15 protein-coding genes are annotated in these 14,266 nt (G+C 69.9%); 7 read left to right on the top strand and 8 right to left on the bottom strand.

Annotated features, from left to right (window positions below; genetic code table 11):
* Positions 1-65 precede the first annotated feature (65 nt).
* Entirely contained in the window at positions 66-2,531 is a 2,466-nt protein-coding gene (locus tag MA876_RS17955) for an ATP-dependent DNA ligase (RefSeq protein WP_248152787.1), read from the top strand.
* Positions 2,532-2,555: 24 nt separating this feature from the next.
* Here the strand turns inward: MA876_RS17955 and MA876_RS17950 are convergent, their stop codons facing one another.
* From MA876_RS17950 to murI, 4 genes are all read right to left on the bottom strand, one after another.
* Positions 2,556-3,470 carry a cation diffusion facilitator family transporter gene (locus MA876_RS17950; protein ID WP_248152786.1) on the bottom strand — a complete coding sequence of 305 codons (915 nt, stop codon included), beginning with the start codon at positions 3,468-3,470 and terminating at the stop codon, positions 2,556-2,558.
* Between the two features lie 72 nt (positions 3,471-3,542).
* Positions 3,543-4,130, bottom strand: a complete 588-nt coding sequence (gene rdgB, locus MA876_RS17945) for an RdgB/HAM1 family non-canonical purine NTP pyrophosphatase (protein ID WP_248152783.1) — start codon at positions 4,128-4,130, stop codon at positions 3,543-3,545.
* The gene (gene rph / locus MA876_RS17940) at positions 4,127-4,864 is read right to left on the bottom strand and encodes a ribonuclease PH (RefSeq protein WP_248152782.1); all 738 of its coding nucleotides are present in this window, start codon (positions 4,862-4,864) and stop codon (positions 4,127-4,129) included. The genes rdgB and rph overlap by 4 nt, the downstream gene beginning before the upstream one ends.
* 97 nt (positions 4,865-4,961) lie before the next feature.
* Positions 4,962-5,780 carry a glutamate racemase gene (gene murI, locus MA876_RS17935; RefSeq protein ID WP_248152781.1) on the bottom strand — a complete coding sequence of 273 codons (819 nt, stop codon included), beginning with the start codon at positions 5,778-5,780 and terminating at the stop codon, positions 4,962-4,964.
* Positions 5,781-5,825: 45 nt separating this feature from the next.
* On the opposite strand from murI, the gene MA876_RS17930 reads away from it, so the two are divergent.
* On the top strand, positions 5,826-7,148 hold the full coding sequence (locus tag MA876_RS17930; RefSeq protein WP_248152780.1) for a nicotinate phosphoribosyltransferase: 1,323 nt from the start codon (positions 5,826-5,828) through the stop codon (positions 7,146-7,148).
* 11 nt (positions 7,149-7,159) lie between these two features.
* On the opposite strand, the gene MA876_RS17925 is transcribed toward MA876_RS17930, so the two are convergent.
* The 3 genes from MA876_RS17925 to MA876_RS17915 are packed head-to-tail and all read right to left on the bottom strand — an operon-like array spanning position 7,160 to position 10,418.
* Positions 7,160-7,426: a DUF3039 domain-containing protein gene (locus MA876_RS17925; RefSeq protein WP_248152779.1), complete on the bottom strand. Its 267-nt coding sequence runs from the start codon at positions 7,424-7,426 to the stop codon at positions 7,160-7,162.
* Between the two features lie 41 nt (positions 7,427-7,467).
* On the bottom strand, positions 7,468-9,036 hold the full coding sequence (locus MA876_RS17920) for a hypothetical protein (protein WP_248152778.1): 1,569 nt from the start codon (positions 9,034-9,036) through the stop codon (positions 7,468-7,470).
* Positions 9,012-10,418 carry an ABC transporter ATP-binding protein gene (locus MA876_RS17915; RefSeq protein ID WP_248152775.1) on the bottom strand — a complete coding sequence of 469 codons (1,407 nt, stop codon included), beginning with the start codon at positions 10,416-10,418 and terminating at the stop codon, positions 9,012-9,014. Before MA876_RS17915 ends, MA876_RS17920 begins: the two co-directional genes overlap by 25 nt.
* Positions 10,419-10,614: 196 nt before the next feature.
* Between MA876_RS17915 and MA876_RS17910 the strand changes: the two genes are divergently transcribed.
* The 4 genes from MA876_RS17910 to MA876_RS17895 all read left to right on the top strand — a co-directional run bounded on the left by MA876_RS17910 (position 10,615) and on the right by MA876_RS17895 (position 12,931).
* Positions 10,615-11,307, top strand: a complete 693-nt coding sequence (locus tag MA876_RS17910; protein WP_248152773.1) for a phosphocholine cytidylyltransferase family protein — start codon at positions 10,615-10,617, stop codon at positions 11,305-11,307.
* Positions 11,308-11,355: 48 nt separating this feature from the next.
* Positions 11,356-12,291 carry a hypothetical protein gene (locus tag MA876_RS17905; protein ID WP_248152771.1) on the top strand — a complete coding sequence of 312 codons (936 nt, stop codon included), beginning with the start codon at positions 11,356-11,358 and terminating at the stop codon, positions 12,289-12,291.
* Between the two features lie 103 nt (positions 12,292-12,394).
* Positions 12,395-12,694 (top strand): hypothetical protein, encoded by a 300-nt coding sequence (locus MA876_RS17900; protein WP_248152769.1) that lies wholly within the window; start codon positions 12,395-12,397, stop codon positions 12,692-12,694.
* A gap of 36 nt (positions 12,695-12,730) precedes the next feature.
* Positions 12,731-12,931, top strand: a complete 201-nt coding sequence (locus MA876_RS17895) for a hypothetical protein (RefSeq protein WP_248152767.1) — start codon at positions 12,731-12,733, stop codon at positions 12,929-12,931.
* Between the two features lie 3 nt (positions 12,932-12,934).
* On the opposite strand, the gene MA876_RS17890 is transcribed toward MA876_RS17895, so the two are convergent.
* Entirely contained in the window at positions 12,935-13,984 is a 1,050-nt protein-coding gene (locus MA876_RS17890; protein WP_248152765.1) for a serine hydrolase domain-containing protein, read from the bottom strand.
* Between the two features lie 59 nt (positions 13,985-14,043).
* Between MA876_RS17890 and MA876_RS17885 the strand changes: the two genes are divergently transcribed.
* Positions 14,044-14,259, top strand: a complete 216-nt coding sequence (locus MA876_RS17885; protein WP_248152763.1) for an SCO4848 family membrane protein — start codon at positions 14,044-14,046, stop codon at positions 14,257-14,259.
* The last annotated feature ends 7 nt before the right edge of the window (positions 14,260-14,266 follow it).

Below are 14,266 nucleotides of genomic sequence, written 5' to 3'. Positions count from 1 at the left end.
CAGACCAGTACACACCGGCCACACCGGTTGCTGCTACTCCTTCCTGCGATGACTAGCCTGAACCCATGCCCGGTGAGCAGCTCGTCCGCGTCGACGGCCGCCGCGTACGCCTCACGAACCTCGACAAGGTGCTCTACCCCGAGACCGGCACGACCAAGGGCGAGGTGATCGACTACTACAGCCGGATCGCTCCCGTGCTCATCCCCCACGTCATCGGACGACCCGTGACCCGCAAGCGCTGGCCCGAGGGGGTCGGCACGGACGCCGACCCGGGCATGGTCTTCTTCGCGAAGGACCTCGAGCGCGGCGCCCCCTCGTGGGTGCAGCGCTCCCCCATCGAGCACTCGACCGGAGCGAAGGACTACCCCCTCGTGGCAGATCGCGCGACACTCGTGTATCTCGCGCAGGTTGCGAGTCTCGAGCTGCACGTGCCGCAGTGGCGCTTCACGGCAGCCGGCGATCGAGGATTCGCGGACCGTCTCGTGCTCGACCTCGACCCGGGCCCGGGCGCCGGGCTGGCCGAGTGCGCGCTCGTCGCCCAATGGGCCCGCACGATCCTCACGGGCATGGGACTCGAGCCCTACCCCGTCACCAGCGGGAGCAAGGGCATCCATCTGTACTCCGCACTGCCGCCGGGTCATTCGACCGAGCAGTCGTCCGCCCTCGCGAAGGAACTCGCCCGCGCGATCGAGGCGGACCACCCCGAGCTCGTCGTGAGCAGCATGAAGAAGACCGAGCGCGACGGCAAGGTCCTCATCGACTGGAGCCAGAACAACGGCGCCAAGACGACGATCGCGCCGTACTCGCTGCGCGGACGCATGCATCCGACGGTCGCCGCGCCCCGCACGTGGGACGAGCTCGACGATCCCGATCTGCGCCACCTGGAGTTCACCGAGGTGCTCGACCGGATGCAGGCGATCGGCGACCCGATGGCCGCCCTCGGCTTCGGCACGGGAGCCCGCGAAGCCGACGACGGTCCCCTGTCGGCCTACATCTCGAAGCGGACCGCGGGCAGGACCCCCGAGCCCGTGCCGTCGAATCCGCTCGGCGACGCCTCTGCGGGCGACCTGCCGATCTTCGTGATCCAGGAGCACCATGCGACGGCGCTCCACTGGGACTTCCGGCTCGAGCACGACGGCGTGCTGGTGAGCTGGGCCGTGCCGCGCGGCATCCCGCCGACGTACAAGCGCAACAACCTCGCGATCATGACCGAGGACCACCCCATGAGCTACGCGACGTTCGAGGGAGTCATCCCCGCGCGCGAGTACGGCGGCGGCGAAGTCACGATCTGGGACCACGGCACGTACGAGCTGGAGAAGTGGCGCGACGACGAGGTCATCGCGACCCTCGAAGGACAGCCCGGCGGCCCGCTCGGACGAGTGCGCTTCGCACTGATCCGCACCCAGGGCGAGGGCGAGAAGTCCAGTTGGCTGCTGCATCGTATGAAGACGGATGCCGCGGGCCGCGCGCAGCAGGACGGGCAGCCGGTCATCGCCCGCGGTGCGACCGAGGCCGCTCCGTTCTCGGTCGGAAGCGCTCGGAGCACCGCGCCTGTACCGCCCGCGAGTGCCTTCGCGCCGATGCTCGCGACCCACAGTTCACCCGGGATCGCCCGGCGGTCGGCACAGCGCTGGGGCCCGTGGGTCGAAGCCAAATGGGACGGCGTGCGCGCGATCGGCTTCTGGGACGGCGAGCGGCTGCACCTGCGCGCCCGGAGCGGCAACGACATCACGTCGAAGTACCCCGAGCTCACGACGCTCGATGCGGGCCTCGGTCCGGATCCGGCGATCCTCGACGGCGAGATCGTCGCTCTGGATGAGCGCGGGCGCCCGAGCTTCCCGCTGCTGCAGAACCGCATGAACCTCTCGAAGCCGCGCGAGATCGCGAAAGAGGCTCCGCGCACACCCGTGCGGTGGTATCTGTTCGACGTCCTCGCCCACGACTCGGTCGACACCGCGACGCTGCCGCTCGCGCAGCGGCGTGAGACACTCGAGCAGATCGCCCGGGGATCGATTCCCGCGATCGTGGTTCCTCCCGTCTTCGACGACGTGGATGCCGCGCTCGATGCGAGCCGGCAGTTCGGGCTCGAAGGGGTCGTCGTGAAGGATCCGGCATCCCGCTATCGCCGCGGAATCCGGTCGGAATCATGGCTGAAGGTCAAGATCACGCACGCCCAGGCGGTCGTGATCGGAGGCATCCGGCCGGGCAAGGGCCTGCGCTCGGGCTCGATCGGATCGCTGCTGCTGGGTATCCCGGGGCCCGACGGGCTGCAGTATGCGGGTCGCGTCGGCTCGGGGTTCAGCGACAAGACGCTCGCGCTGCTCGAGAAGACGCTCATGCCGCTGCGCAGCGAGGAGAACCCCTTCGTCGGCGTGCCGCGCGAGGACGCCGCGGACGCGCTCTGGGTGCGTCCCGAGGTCGTCGGAGAGGTCGAGTATGCCGAGTTCACGCCGGGCGGCATCCTGCGCCACTCCCGTTGGCGCGGGCTCCGGCCCGACACTTCGCCGGCCGAGGTCGTGCGCGAGGACTAGCGTCGCTGCGCAGCGGATCGAGGACTACGCGTGGGCGTCGTGCTCGACGTGGTCCGCGGGCTCGAGCTGGAATGTCGAGTGCTCGACGTCGAAATGCTCCGCCAGGCAGCCCTGCAGCTTCGCGAGGATCGCCGCCGACCTGCCGTCGGCGAGGGCCGCGGCATCCACCACCACATGCGCGCTGAAGACGGGAGCACCCCTCGTGAGCTGCCATACGTGCACGTCGTGCGCGTCGACGACGCCGGGCGTCGCGAGGATGTGCTCGCGGATCTCGTCGATGTGCATGCCCTTCGGCGTCGATTCCGAGAGCACCGAGAACACCTCGCGGAGCAGCGAGATCGCGCGGGGCACGATCATGGCGGCGATGAGCAGCGACGCGATCGCATCGGCGGGCATCCACCCCGTCGTCACGATCACGATCGCGGCGACGATGACGGCGGCCGACCCGATGAGATCGCCGAGCACCTCGAGGTACGCTCCCCGCACGTTGATGCTCCGCCGCTGCGCCGCGCTCAGCAGCCACATCGCGACGGCGTTCGCCAGCAAGCCGATGATCGCGATGACGAGCATGAGGCCGCCCGCCACCTCGGCCTCACCGGGGTGCAGCAGCCGCGACACACCCTCCACCGCGACCCAGACGGACAGCACGATGAGGATCACGCCGTTCGCGAGCGCTCCGAAGACCTCGGCGCGCTGATACCCGAACGTGCTGCGGTCGTTCGCGGGCCTCGCCGCGACGATGCTCGCGATGAGCGCGATCACGAGGGCCGCGGCATCCGTGAACATGTGCGCCGCATCGGCGAGCAGCGCGAGCGAACCCGACAGAGCGGCGCCGACGATCTGCACGACCATGACGACGGTCGTGATCGCGAGCGAGATCGCGAGCAGGCGACGGTTGCTCGCCCCTCGGATTCCCTCCGCAGGCGCGTGATCGTGCATACGTCCCAGGCTAGGCCCGGACACGCCTCGGGAGCGGGTCGCGCGCCCAGTCGGGAATGAGTCTGATTCTCGTTACAGACCCGCCAGGAGCGGTGTCAGTGCGCGGAACGCCCGCGAGCGATGGGACGCCGCGTTCTTCTCCTCGGCCGACCACTCCCCGACCGTGCGGTCCTGCTCGTCCGGGATGAAGATCGGGTCGTAGCCGAAGCCGCCGACGCCCGAGGCCTCCGTCGCCAGGCGCCCGGGCCAGATCCCCTCGACGACGTGCTCATCACCGTCGGGGACGACGAGTGCGATCGTCGAGACGAACTGCGCGGTGCGACCCGGATCACGGATGTCGGCGAGCTGATCCAGCAGCAGGTTCAGGTTCGCGACCGCATCCTTCGCGTGCCCGGCCCAATACGCCGAGAAGACGCCGGGCGACCCGCCGAGCACGTCAACGCAGATGCCCGAGTCGTCCGCGAGCGCCGGCAGACCCGTGTGCGCAGCGGCGGCGCGCGCCTTGATGAGGGCGTTCTCGGCGAACGTCACGCCGTCCTCGACGGGCTCCGGTCCGTCGTAGCCGATGACCTCGAGATCCGGCCGGGTGGACGCGACGATCGCGTGGAACTCCTCGACCTTGTGGGCGTTGTGGGTCGCCAGCACGATCTGCCGTGTCACGACTGCTCCAGCGCCGCCAGCTGCATCGAGCGCAGGTCGGCGCAGCCGGCGACCCCGAGCTCGAGAAGCGCATCGAGCTCGCGCTTGTCGAACGGGGCACCCTCGGCGGTGCCCTGCACCTCGACGAACAGCCCTCGGCCGGTCACGACGACGTTCATGTCCGTCTCGGCGCGGACGTCCTCGACGTAGGCGAGGTCGAGCATCGGCTCTCCGTCGATGATGCCGACCGAGATCGCCGAGACGGTGTCGATGAGCGGCGTCGAGCGCTGCGCGATGAACTTCTTCTCGCGACCCCACTCGATCGCATCGGCGAGCGCGACGTACGCACCCGTGATGGCCGCTGTGCGGGTGCCGCCGTCGGCCTGCAGCACATCGCAGTCGATCACGATCGTGTTCTCACCGAGCGCCTTCGTGTCGACGACAGCGCGCAGTGCTCGCCCGATCAGGCGCGAGATCTCGTGCGTGCGTCCGCCGACCTTGCCCTTGATGCTCTCGCGATCGTTGCGCGAGTTGGTCGCACGCGGGAGCATCGCGTACTCGGCGGTGACCCACCCCTTGCCCTTGCCCGTCAGCCAGCGCGGCACGCCGTTCGTGAACGACGCGGTGCACAGCACCTTCGTCCCGCCGAACGAGATGAGGGCCGAGCCCTCGGCGTGGGCGCTCCAGCCGCGCTCGATCGTGACGGGGCGGAGCTGGTCTGTGGCGCGGCCGTCGGCGCGGGTGATGTCGGTCATTTCTCTCCTCGAGAGGTGTGCGTGTCCCACTTCGACCCGCTTCGAAGGAGCGGAAGCGGGTCGAAATGGGACACGAAGCGGGTGAAGTGGGACACGGTCAACGGGGCAGGTCGATGGCGCCGGTCTGGACGAGCTGCACTTCGCTCACCTCTCGACCCATCAGGCGGTGGGCGAGGCGCAGGAACTCGTCGGCGGAGTCGCCGGTCGCCTCGTAGACGTGGCGGGATGCGGCATCCGGACCCGCGAGCAGGTCACGGGAGACCAGCTGACGATAGACGTCCTTCGCCGTCTCGGTGTCGCTCGAGACGAGCGAGACGTCCGGGCCCATGACGTAGCTGATCGCGCCTTCGAGGAACGGGTAGTGCGTGCAGCCGAGCACGAGGGTGTCCACTCCCGCGTGGCGCAGCGGAGCGAGGTACTCCTCGGCCACGGCGAGGACCTCGGGCGAGTCGGTGACACCCGCCTCGACGAACTCGACGAATCGCGGACACGCCTGCGCGAAGACCGTGAGCCGCGCGTTGACCTCGAGCATGTCCTGGTAGGCGCCCGAGCCGATCGTGCCGGCGGTGCCGATGACGCCGATGCGCCCGTTGCGGGTCGTGGACATCGCGGTGCGGACGGCGGGGCCGATGACCTCGACGACAGGCACGTCGTAGCGTTCGCGTGCATCGCGGAGCATGGCGGCAGATGCCGTGTTGCAGGCGATCACGAGCATCTTGACGCCCTGATCCACGAGCGAATCGAGGACCTCGAGCGCGTAGCGGCGCACGTCGGCGATGGGTTTGGGACCGTACGGGGAGCGCGCCGTGTCGCCGACGTAGAGGATGGATTCGCGCGGCAGCTGGGCTGAGACCGCCCGCGCCACCGTGAGCCCGCCGACACCCGAGTCGAAGATTCCGATGGGGGCGTCGTTCACGATGGACCAGCCTACGCCAGACCGCCGCGTCGCTAGGCTGACCGCATGCCCGCATCGAGCGCCCTGCACACGGATCGATACGAATTCACGATGCTCGACGCCGCACTGCGCGACGGAACCGCGCAGCGCCGCTGCGTCTTCGAGCTCTTCGGCCGCCGCCTCTCGGGAGGCCGCCGCTTCGGTGTCGTCGCCGGCACCGGGCGGCTGCTGACGCTCCTGCGTGACTACCGGTTCGGCGACGAGGAACTGCGCTTCCTGCGCGACGAGAAGGTGGTGGATGCCCAGGCCCTCGCGTTCCTCGAGAACTACCGGTTCACGGGTTCGATCAGCGGCTACCGCGAGGGCGAGCTCTACTTCCCCGGCTCGCCGATCCTCACGGTGGAGGGGACGTTCGCCGAGGCGGTGATCCTCGAGACCCTGGCACTCAGCGTGCTCAACCACGACTCCGCCGTCGCGACCGCGGCCTCGCGCATGAGCATCGCCGCCGGCGACCGACCGCTCGCCGAGATGGGCTCGCGCCGCGCGGGCGAGGAGTCCGCGGTCGCCGCAGCCCGGGCCGCGTTCATCGCGGGCTTCGGCGCAACGTCGAACCTCGAGGCCGGCAAGCGCTGGGGCATCCCGACGATGGGCACCGCCGCCCACGCGTGGACGCTCCTGCACGACACCGAAGAAGACGCATTCCGCTCCCAGATCGAGGCGCTCGGCACCGGCACGACCCTCCTCATCGACACCTACGACATCCGCACGGGCGTCGAGACCGCGATCCGCGTCGCGGGCACCGACCTCGGCGGCGTGCGCATCGACTCGGGCGACCTGCCGACCGTCGCCGCCGACGTGCGCGCACGGCTCGACGAGCTCGGCGCGACGAGCACGCGCATCACCGTCACCAGCGACCTCGACGAGTTCGCGATCGCGGCGCTCGCGGCATCCCCCGTCGACTCGTACGGCGTCGGCACGTCGGTCGTCACCGGCTCGGGCGTGCCCACGGCCGGAATGGTCTACAAGCTCGTGGCCAGGCAGGATGCCGCGGGCGGCTGGGTCTCCGTCGCGAAAGCGTCGACCGACAAGGGGTCGAAGGGCGGACGCAAGGCGGCGTTCCGCACGCTCGAGCGCGGGACGGCGACGAGCGAGCTCGTCGCGGTGTCGGACGGCTTCGAAGCGGTGTCGACGGCGGCGGAGCATCCCGATGCCCGCGCTCTGCAGGTGCTGCTCGTCGACGGCGGCGAGATCGATGCGGCCTACGAGGGTGCGGACGGGGTTCTCGCGGCGCGAGCGCACCACGAGGTCGCGCGCGAAGAGCTGCCCGTGCGGGCGCTCGCGCTCAGCCGCTCCGACCCGGCGATCCCCACGGTGTACGTCGACGCCTGATCAGACGCGCCTCACCCGACGAGGGACTCGTAGATCTCCTTGCACGTCGGGCAGACGGGGAACTTCTCGGGATCGCGCCCGGGCGTCCACTTCTTGCCGCACAGCGCGCGCACCGGCTTGCCGGTGATGGCCGACTCGAGGATCTTGTCCTTCTTGACGTAGTGCGAGAACCGCTCGTGATCGCCCGGCTCGATGTTCTCCTCGCGGATGAGCTCTTCGAGCTCGCGGTCGAGGGTGGTCGTTCCACCCTGATCGGGGGTATCGAGGGGGGTGCTCATGGTGCCTCAGTCTAGCCGCGGACGAGGACGCACGGGCAGGCTCACGTCGCTTCGGCGAACTCCATGAGCCGGCTGCCGCGGCGCTCGAACGCGAGCGATCCGAGCCCGATCCCGATGGCGAAGACGACGGCGCCGACGCCGACGCCCGTCCACAGCGCGACGGTCGCACGTTCAGGCTCCCCCGTCATCACGAGCCACGCGAGCCAGAGCACGGGAGCACTCACCGCGATCGCCCCGAACATCACGAGCGCCTGCGCGATCGCCCCCGACGAACCGACGCGCTGGGGCTGCTGGAACGGGCTCTCGCCCGGGCGCGAGACGGCGTAGGGCGCGACGGCCGACGAGATGCTCGAGAGCCCCAGCGCCGAGAAGAAGAGCGAGACGCACACGCCGGTGAGGGCGGGCAGCAGCATCCATCGCCCGTACGCCGCGACCGAGACGGGGATCGCGACCGCGAGCAGAGGGACGCCGACGAGCAGCACCGGGACGAGGCGTCCGACGCGGTCGGAGATACCGCGGACGCCGCTCGCGAGGTGCATCCACACGGCCGTCGAGTCGTAGGCGAGGTCGTTGTGCGGCAGCCACCCGAGGAACAGCGCCGCCAGCAGGACGGGAAGCAGGAGCGCGATCTCGGGCGGCACCCCGGCGATGAGCAGGGGCACGGGCGCGACGGCCGCGGCGATCGGGATGACGACGAGGTTCATGACGTACCTGCGGTCGCGGAACCAGTACTGCAGGCTGCGCGCGGCGATGGCTCCGCCGGCGGTCCCGGGGGCGACCCCGAACCAGCCGAGACCCGATCGCTCGCGACCCGATGCCGGGCGCTCCGTCGTCGTGAGGAGGCGACGCACGAGCCACCACCACAGCAGTCCCAGCAGCGCGAGCGAGAGCACGGCGATCGCGAGCGAGAGCCCCGCTCCGGGATCGCCCTGCGCGAGGAGCCCCGGGAAGGCCCATGCCGCACCGAACGGAGTCAGTGCGAGCACGTCGACCGCCTCGGACAGCTGGCTCGGCACGGTGCCGTCCCACTCGAGCGATGCGAGGAAGACGCCGACGGGCACGACGACCACGAGGATCGCAAGCACGAACAACCCCGTCAGTTCGCGCGAGCGCCGTTCGCGGAGGAAGAGCGACGTCAGCGCCATGCAGACGCGTGCGAGCAGAACGCAGGTCGCGGCGACGAGGATGACGGATGCCGCTCCCGCGACCCAGGGAACCCCGTGCGCACCCCACAGCACGGCTCCCGTGATCGCGAAGGCCAGCAGCGCGGCGATCGGCACGCTGACGAATCCTGCGAGCACGAGGACGGCGGCGAGTCGACCGTGCGGCATGCCCAGCAGCGCGAACCGGCGCGGGTCGAGCGGATCGTCGGCCGCCGCGACGACGGGCGCGAGCGCGAAGCCCAGACTGATGGCCGACCCGCAGAGCACTGTGACGGCGAGCGCGACCTCATCAGCGGCATCCCGCAGCGTCAACAGCGCCCAGCAGGCCGCGACGATCGCCGTGGTCAGGAGGATGAGTCCGATGACGATGCGCGTCGCACGGCCCGCATCGCCCCGCAGGGCGCCGACGAGGAGCGCGATCCTCAGTCGGAGAACGTGTGCAGCCACTCCAGGCCCTCCACGTCGCTGAGGCCGCCGGCGAGTTCGATGAACCGCTGCTCGAGCGTGAGCTCGCCGCGCACGTCGTCGACGGTGCCCTCGGCGAGCACCTGGCCCGCGACGAGCACGGCGACGCGCGTGCACACACGCTCGACGAGGTCCATGCCGTGGCTGGAGAGGATGACGGTGCCGCCGTGCGCGACGTAGGCCGAGAGGATGTCCAGGATCACGGCGCTCGAGACCGGGTCGACGGCCTCGAACGGCTCGTCCAGCACCAGCACGCGCGGCGAGTGGATCATGGCACCGGCGAGCATGACCTTCTTCACCATGCCCGCCGAGTAGTCCGACACGACCCGGCCCAGAGCATCGGTCAAGTCGAACGCCCGCGCGAGGTCGGCGGTGCGACTCTCGACGACGGCCGACGGGAGTCCGCGCAGCACACCGTAGTAATAGAGCAGCTGGCGGCCCGTGAGCCGGTCGAAGGTGCGCAGTCGGTCGGGCAGTACTCCGAGCTGGCGCTTGGCCTGCTGCGGCTTGGCCGCGGCATCCACTCCCCCGACCCGGATCAGCCCGCGATCGGGTCGCAGCAGCCCCGCGATCATCGAGAGCGTCGTCGTCTTGCCGGCGCCGTTCGGGCCCACGAGACCGTAGAACGTGCCGGCCGGGACCGTGAGGTCGATGCCTTCGACGGCGCGCGTGTCGCCGAAGCTCTTCGTGACACCGCGCAGCAGCAGCGCGGCCGAGGACGGATCGACGGATGCGTCGCCCTCGGTTTCGGCGAAGACCGCCGCGAGCGCGGACTCGGGGTCCGCCGCTGCGGGCTCGTCATCGATGTCCGGCTCGACGACCTCGACGTGCTCCTCGAGGTCCTCGATCGCGACGGCGTCGGGGACATCCGGCTCCGCGGGGACTTCGAGCGCTTCGGGCTCCGCGTTGACTTCGAGCGCGTCGGGCTCGGCGGAGGCCTCGAGCACTTCGGGCTCCGCGGGGACTTCGAGCGCTTCGGGCTCCGCGTGGACTTCGAGCGCGTCGGGCTCGGCGGAGGCCTCGAGCACTTCGGGCTCCGCAGTGGTCTCCGCCACAGTCACGTCCTCGGAGTCGATCGTGTCGGCATCCGCAGGGACGGGTGCCGGCAACGGCGGTCGTGGGGGCACGACGACGTCACCCGGGTCGGCGAACTCGGGGGGCAGCGGGGGCGGTGGTCCCGGGTCGACGGGAGGAGTCCTGGGAGCCCGCGGGGCCCGAGGCTTGCGCGGCGCGGCGGGACGTTTCGCGCGTGGTTTGGCCTGCGGCTTGGTGATCTCGACGATCTCGGCGCCTTCCGCGCGCTCGACCGAGTCGCCCTTGTCGTTCGGGCGGGGCTCGTGTGGCACCGGAAGGGAGGCTGTCACCGTTCGAGGCTATCAACCCGTTCCCGCGGGACGCGCAATACGCGGCCAGATGTCGCAGGTCACGCGAAATGTCACGAAATGGCAACGGCGACCCGACATTATGCACCTTCCCAGGTGCTATCGCTACCATGGGCGAGGCACGAAGGAGTGTCTGTACGGTGAATTCGCCGTTTCCACCACACTCCAGGAGCAGACCATGACTCTTCAGACCGTCATCCTCGCGGCCGGTATGGGCTCGCGCCTGGGTCGCAGCCTGCCCAAGCCGCTCACCGAGCTCAACGACGGCCGCAGCATCATGCAGCAGCAGCACGACAACATCCGTGCGGTCTTCGGCGACGACGCCGAGCTCACGACGGTGGTCGGCTACCGCGCCGAGACGATCGTCGAGGCGTTCCCGGACGTCAACTACGTCTACAACGACCGCTACGACCAGACGAACACGTCCAAGAGCCTCCTGCGCGCTCTCGCGAAGACGGGCAAGGGCGGCGTCCTCTGGATGAACGGCGACGTCGTGTTCGACCCGCGCATCCTCGGCCGTGCCATCGCGCACATCGAGCGCGACCAGTCCTTCGTGACCGTCAACACCTCGAAGGTGAGCGACGAAGAGGTCAAGTACACCGTCACGCCCGAGGGCTTCATCAACGAGCTCTCGAAGACCGTCAAGGGCGGCATCGGCGAGGCCGTGGGCATCAACTACATCTCGAGCGCCGACAAGAAGGCGTTCATGCGCCAGCTCACGCGCGTCGACGATCAGGACTACTTCGAGCGGGGCCTCGAGCTCGCGATCGCCGAGGACGGCGTGCTGCTCGCACCGATGGACATCTCCGACCTCTACGCCGTCGAGGTCGACTTCGCCGAAGACCTCGAGCGCGCGAACCTCTTCGTCTGAGGCTGTCAACCCGGGGAGAGACCCGGGTCGTCGGCTTAGGATCGGCCCATGGCCGAGAAGGTGCACCGCATCCACTCCCTGCCCGGAGACTCTCCGTGGCAGGGTGACATGCCGCCCGTCGGCTCGGACGAGCATCCGCACGCCGTCCGCATGCTCGATCGCGTGCTCGCGATCCAGCGGCCGGTCGTGCTCGCCCACCTGCGCAGCATCCGCCTCCGTCATCCCGAGGCCGGCACTGCGGACATCGTGCGCATGCTCGAACGGCGCTACCTCGCCGCCGTGACCACCGGCGGAGCGGCCGTCGGCGCGACGGCCGTCGTCCCGGGCATCGGCACCGGTGTGACGCTCGCGCTGAGCGGCGTCGAGACGATCGGGTTCCTCGAGGCGACGACGCTCTTCGCGCAGTCGGTCGCCGAGGTGCACGGCATCCCCGTCGCCGATCCCGAGCGCGCACGCGCGCTCGTGCTGACGCTCATGCTCGGCCGCGAGGGCATCGACCTCGTGTCTCAGCTCGCTGCGCAGGCGAGCGGCAAGGGCGGCACGCGCTCGAGCTACTGGGGCGAACTGGTGACCAAGACACTTCCCCGCGCCGCCGTCGGTCCGCTCGTCGATCGCCTCAAGACCACGTTCATCCACCAGTTCGCGGTCCGCGGCGGTGCATCGTGGATCGGCAAGGCACTCCCCTTCGGCATCGGCGCCGTCATCGGCGGGACGGGCAACCACATCCTCGGCCGGCGGGTGCTCGTGAACTCGCGCCGCGCATTCGGCGCTCCTCCGCTCCAGGTGCCCGAAGCGATCGAACCGCAACCGGGAACCCTCACGATCGAGTCGACGACGGGTCGCGCTCTGCGACGCGCGGGCGGTGCGATCGCGAACGGCGTGTCGAAGGGGGCGGATGCCGTCGGCAGCGCCGCACGTCGCGCCACCGGTCGTCGCAGAGAGCTTCCGACCGGGAGCGAGCCCGACGACCTCGGCGACGACTGACCGCTCCTCCCCCGCCCGGTCGCGGATCGCGCTCTCCACATCGGCATCGACACCGCGCCGTTCGTTCGCTTCGCACGTCGGTCGGCACCCCTACCTTCGCTGCATGCTCAGAGCTCTCGAACCCGACGACAGTCCGCGCCGCGCCTATCTCGTGCCGTGGCACGTCGACCGATCGGACCCCCGGCATCCCGTCGTCGTCAACGCGGGTCTGGACGCCCTCGACTTCGTCCGGCTGTTCACCGACGGACCCCACGTCGCGACCACCGAGCATTGGGGCCAGGTCCTGCCTGCCGAGACGGTCCGGCTCTGCTTCTGCGACGTCGACACCGACGACCTGACGATGACGGTCGTCTGGTTCCGCCCCGACACGGGCGAGGAGTACTGCTGGCGGTTCGTCCTGTGAGGTGCCGGCGCCCCGGCGGGGTGGGAGAATGGCGCCATGGGCCTGTTCCAGAAGCTTCCCGAAGACCCGGTCGAGTGGGCTGGGCTGCCGTCCGAGCCGTTGCCCGACCTCCCGGCCGCCGAACGGCTGCCGTACGGGGGCACGATCGACCTCGACGCCGTTCCCGGCGTCGGCTCCATCTCCATCTCGATCCCCACGGATCTGCCGGCGAGTGTCGCCGAGGGCGACGCCGACTGACGTCTAGGGCGTCGGCGTGGGAGTGAGCACTCGCGCCATCCACACCGCCAGGAGGTCGTCGATGAGTGTTCCCTCGATCAGGTGGTTGCAGCTGATCGCGAACGTCGTCGACGTCGAGGGGTCGGCGACGAAGAACGACCGGTAGCCGTCGTCCTCGCCCTGATGGAAGACGAGTCCGTTGTCGCCGACGTTGACTCCCGGCCCGTACACGCCTCCGTGGAGTTCCGTCCCGCGGGCGATCGCGTCGGCGAGTGCTCCGGGTGGGACCACGGTCGTCGCGCGATACTGGTCGCCCCAGCGGACGAGTTCGCCCATGGTCGTCAGGACGCCGGTCGGGCCGGGGATGGACGCCCCGTCGGCGCCGTCCCGATAGGGAGATGTCGACGAGAGATAGCCGAGCGAGTTCGCGGCGTCGTCGTCGTCCGTCTCGCTCACCATGTCCACGCCCGCAGCCTCGAACATGTGGACCCGCATCCAGGACTCCAGATCCTCGCCCGCGGCCTCCTCCACGATCATGCCGAGCAGCATGTAGCCGACGTTGGAGTAGAGGAACGCGCCGACCTCGCGCTGCGTCGTGGGGTCCGAAGCGAGATCGGCGACGAGGGACTCGCGTGTCACCTCGTCCGTGAGCGAATAGCTCGGATCGAGGATGCCGGAGGTGTGGCCCATGAGGTCTCGAACGGTCGCTTCATCCGCCCACGCCGGCAGTCCGTCCAGGTACTCCGACACGGCGGCGTCCAGGTCGAGGCGCCCGTCCTCCGCCAGCGCCACGGCGGACAGCGCGGTGAACTGCTTCGAGATCGACCCGATGTTGAAGCGGGTGTCGGCGTCGATCGCCGTGTAGTGATCCATGTCGGCGAGGCCTCGCTCGTACGACCACACCACCTCCCCCTCGACCGCGGCGGCGGCGGCGCATCCCGGGGCATCCTGCGCCAGCGCGGCATCCATCAGCTCTTCGGAATCCGCGCCCCGCGTGTCGCTCGCGCACGCGGTGAGAGACGCGCCGACGGCGATCGCCGCCGCGACGAGCAGCCCAGCCCGTCCACGGGACATGGCACCGGAATACACCCGTGGGGACGAGCGGTCAAGATCATCCCTCGTAGGCTCGAGGAGTGACCCCGATCCTCATCGCTCTGCTGCTGGCCAACGCCGTGTTCAACGTCCTCGTCTGGCCGACCTTCTATCGTCGGGTCGCGAAGGATCCGCGTTCCCGGGACGCCGACGGACGCCCCACGCGGTTCCTCGTCGTGCACGCCGTGCTGATCGCGACAGCGCTCGTCCTCGCACTGGCATCCGTCATCGCCGCCATCGTCGCGCTCACGTCGTGACGCCGGA

It is taken from the genome of Microbacterium aoyamense (assembly GCF_023155855.1).
Classification (GTDB): Bacteria; Actinomycetota; Actinomycetes; order Actinomycetales; family Microbacteriaceae; genus Microbacterium; species Microbacterium aoyamense.
The sequence above is the reverse complement of the archived record's forward strand: the minus strand, read 5'-3'. Positions and strand labels throughout refer to the sequence as shown.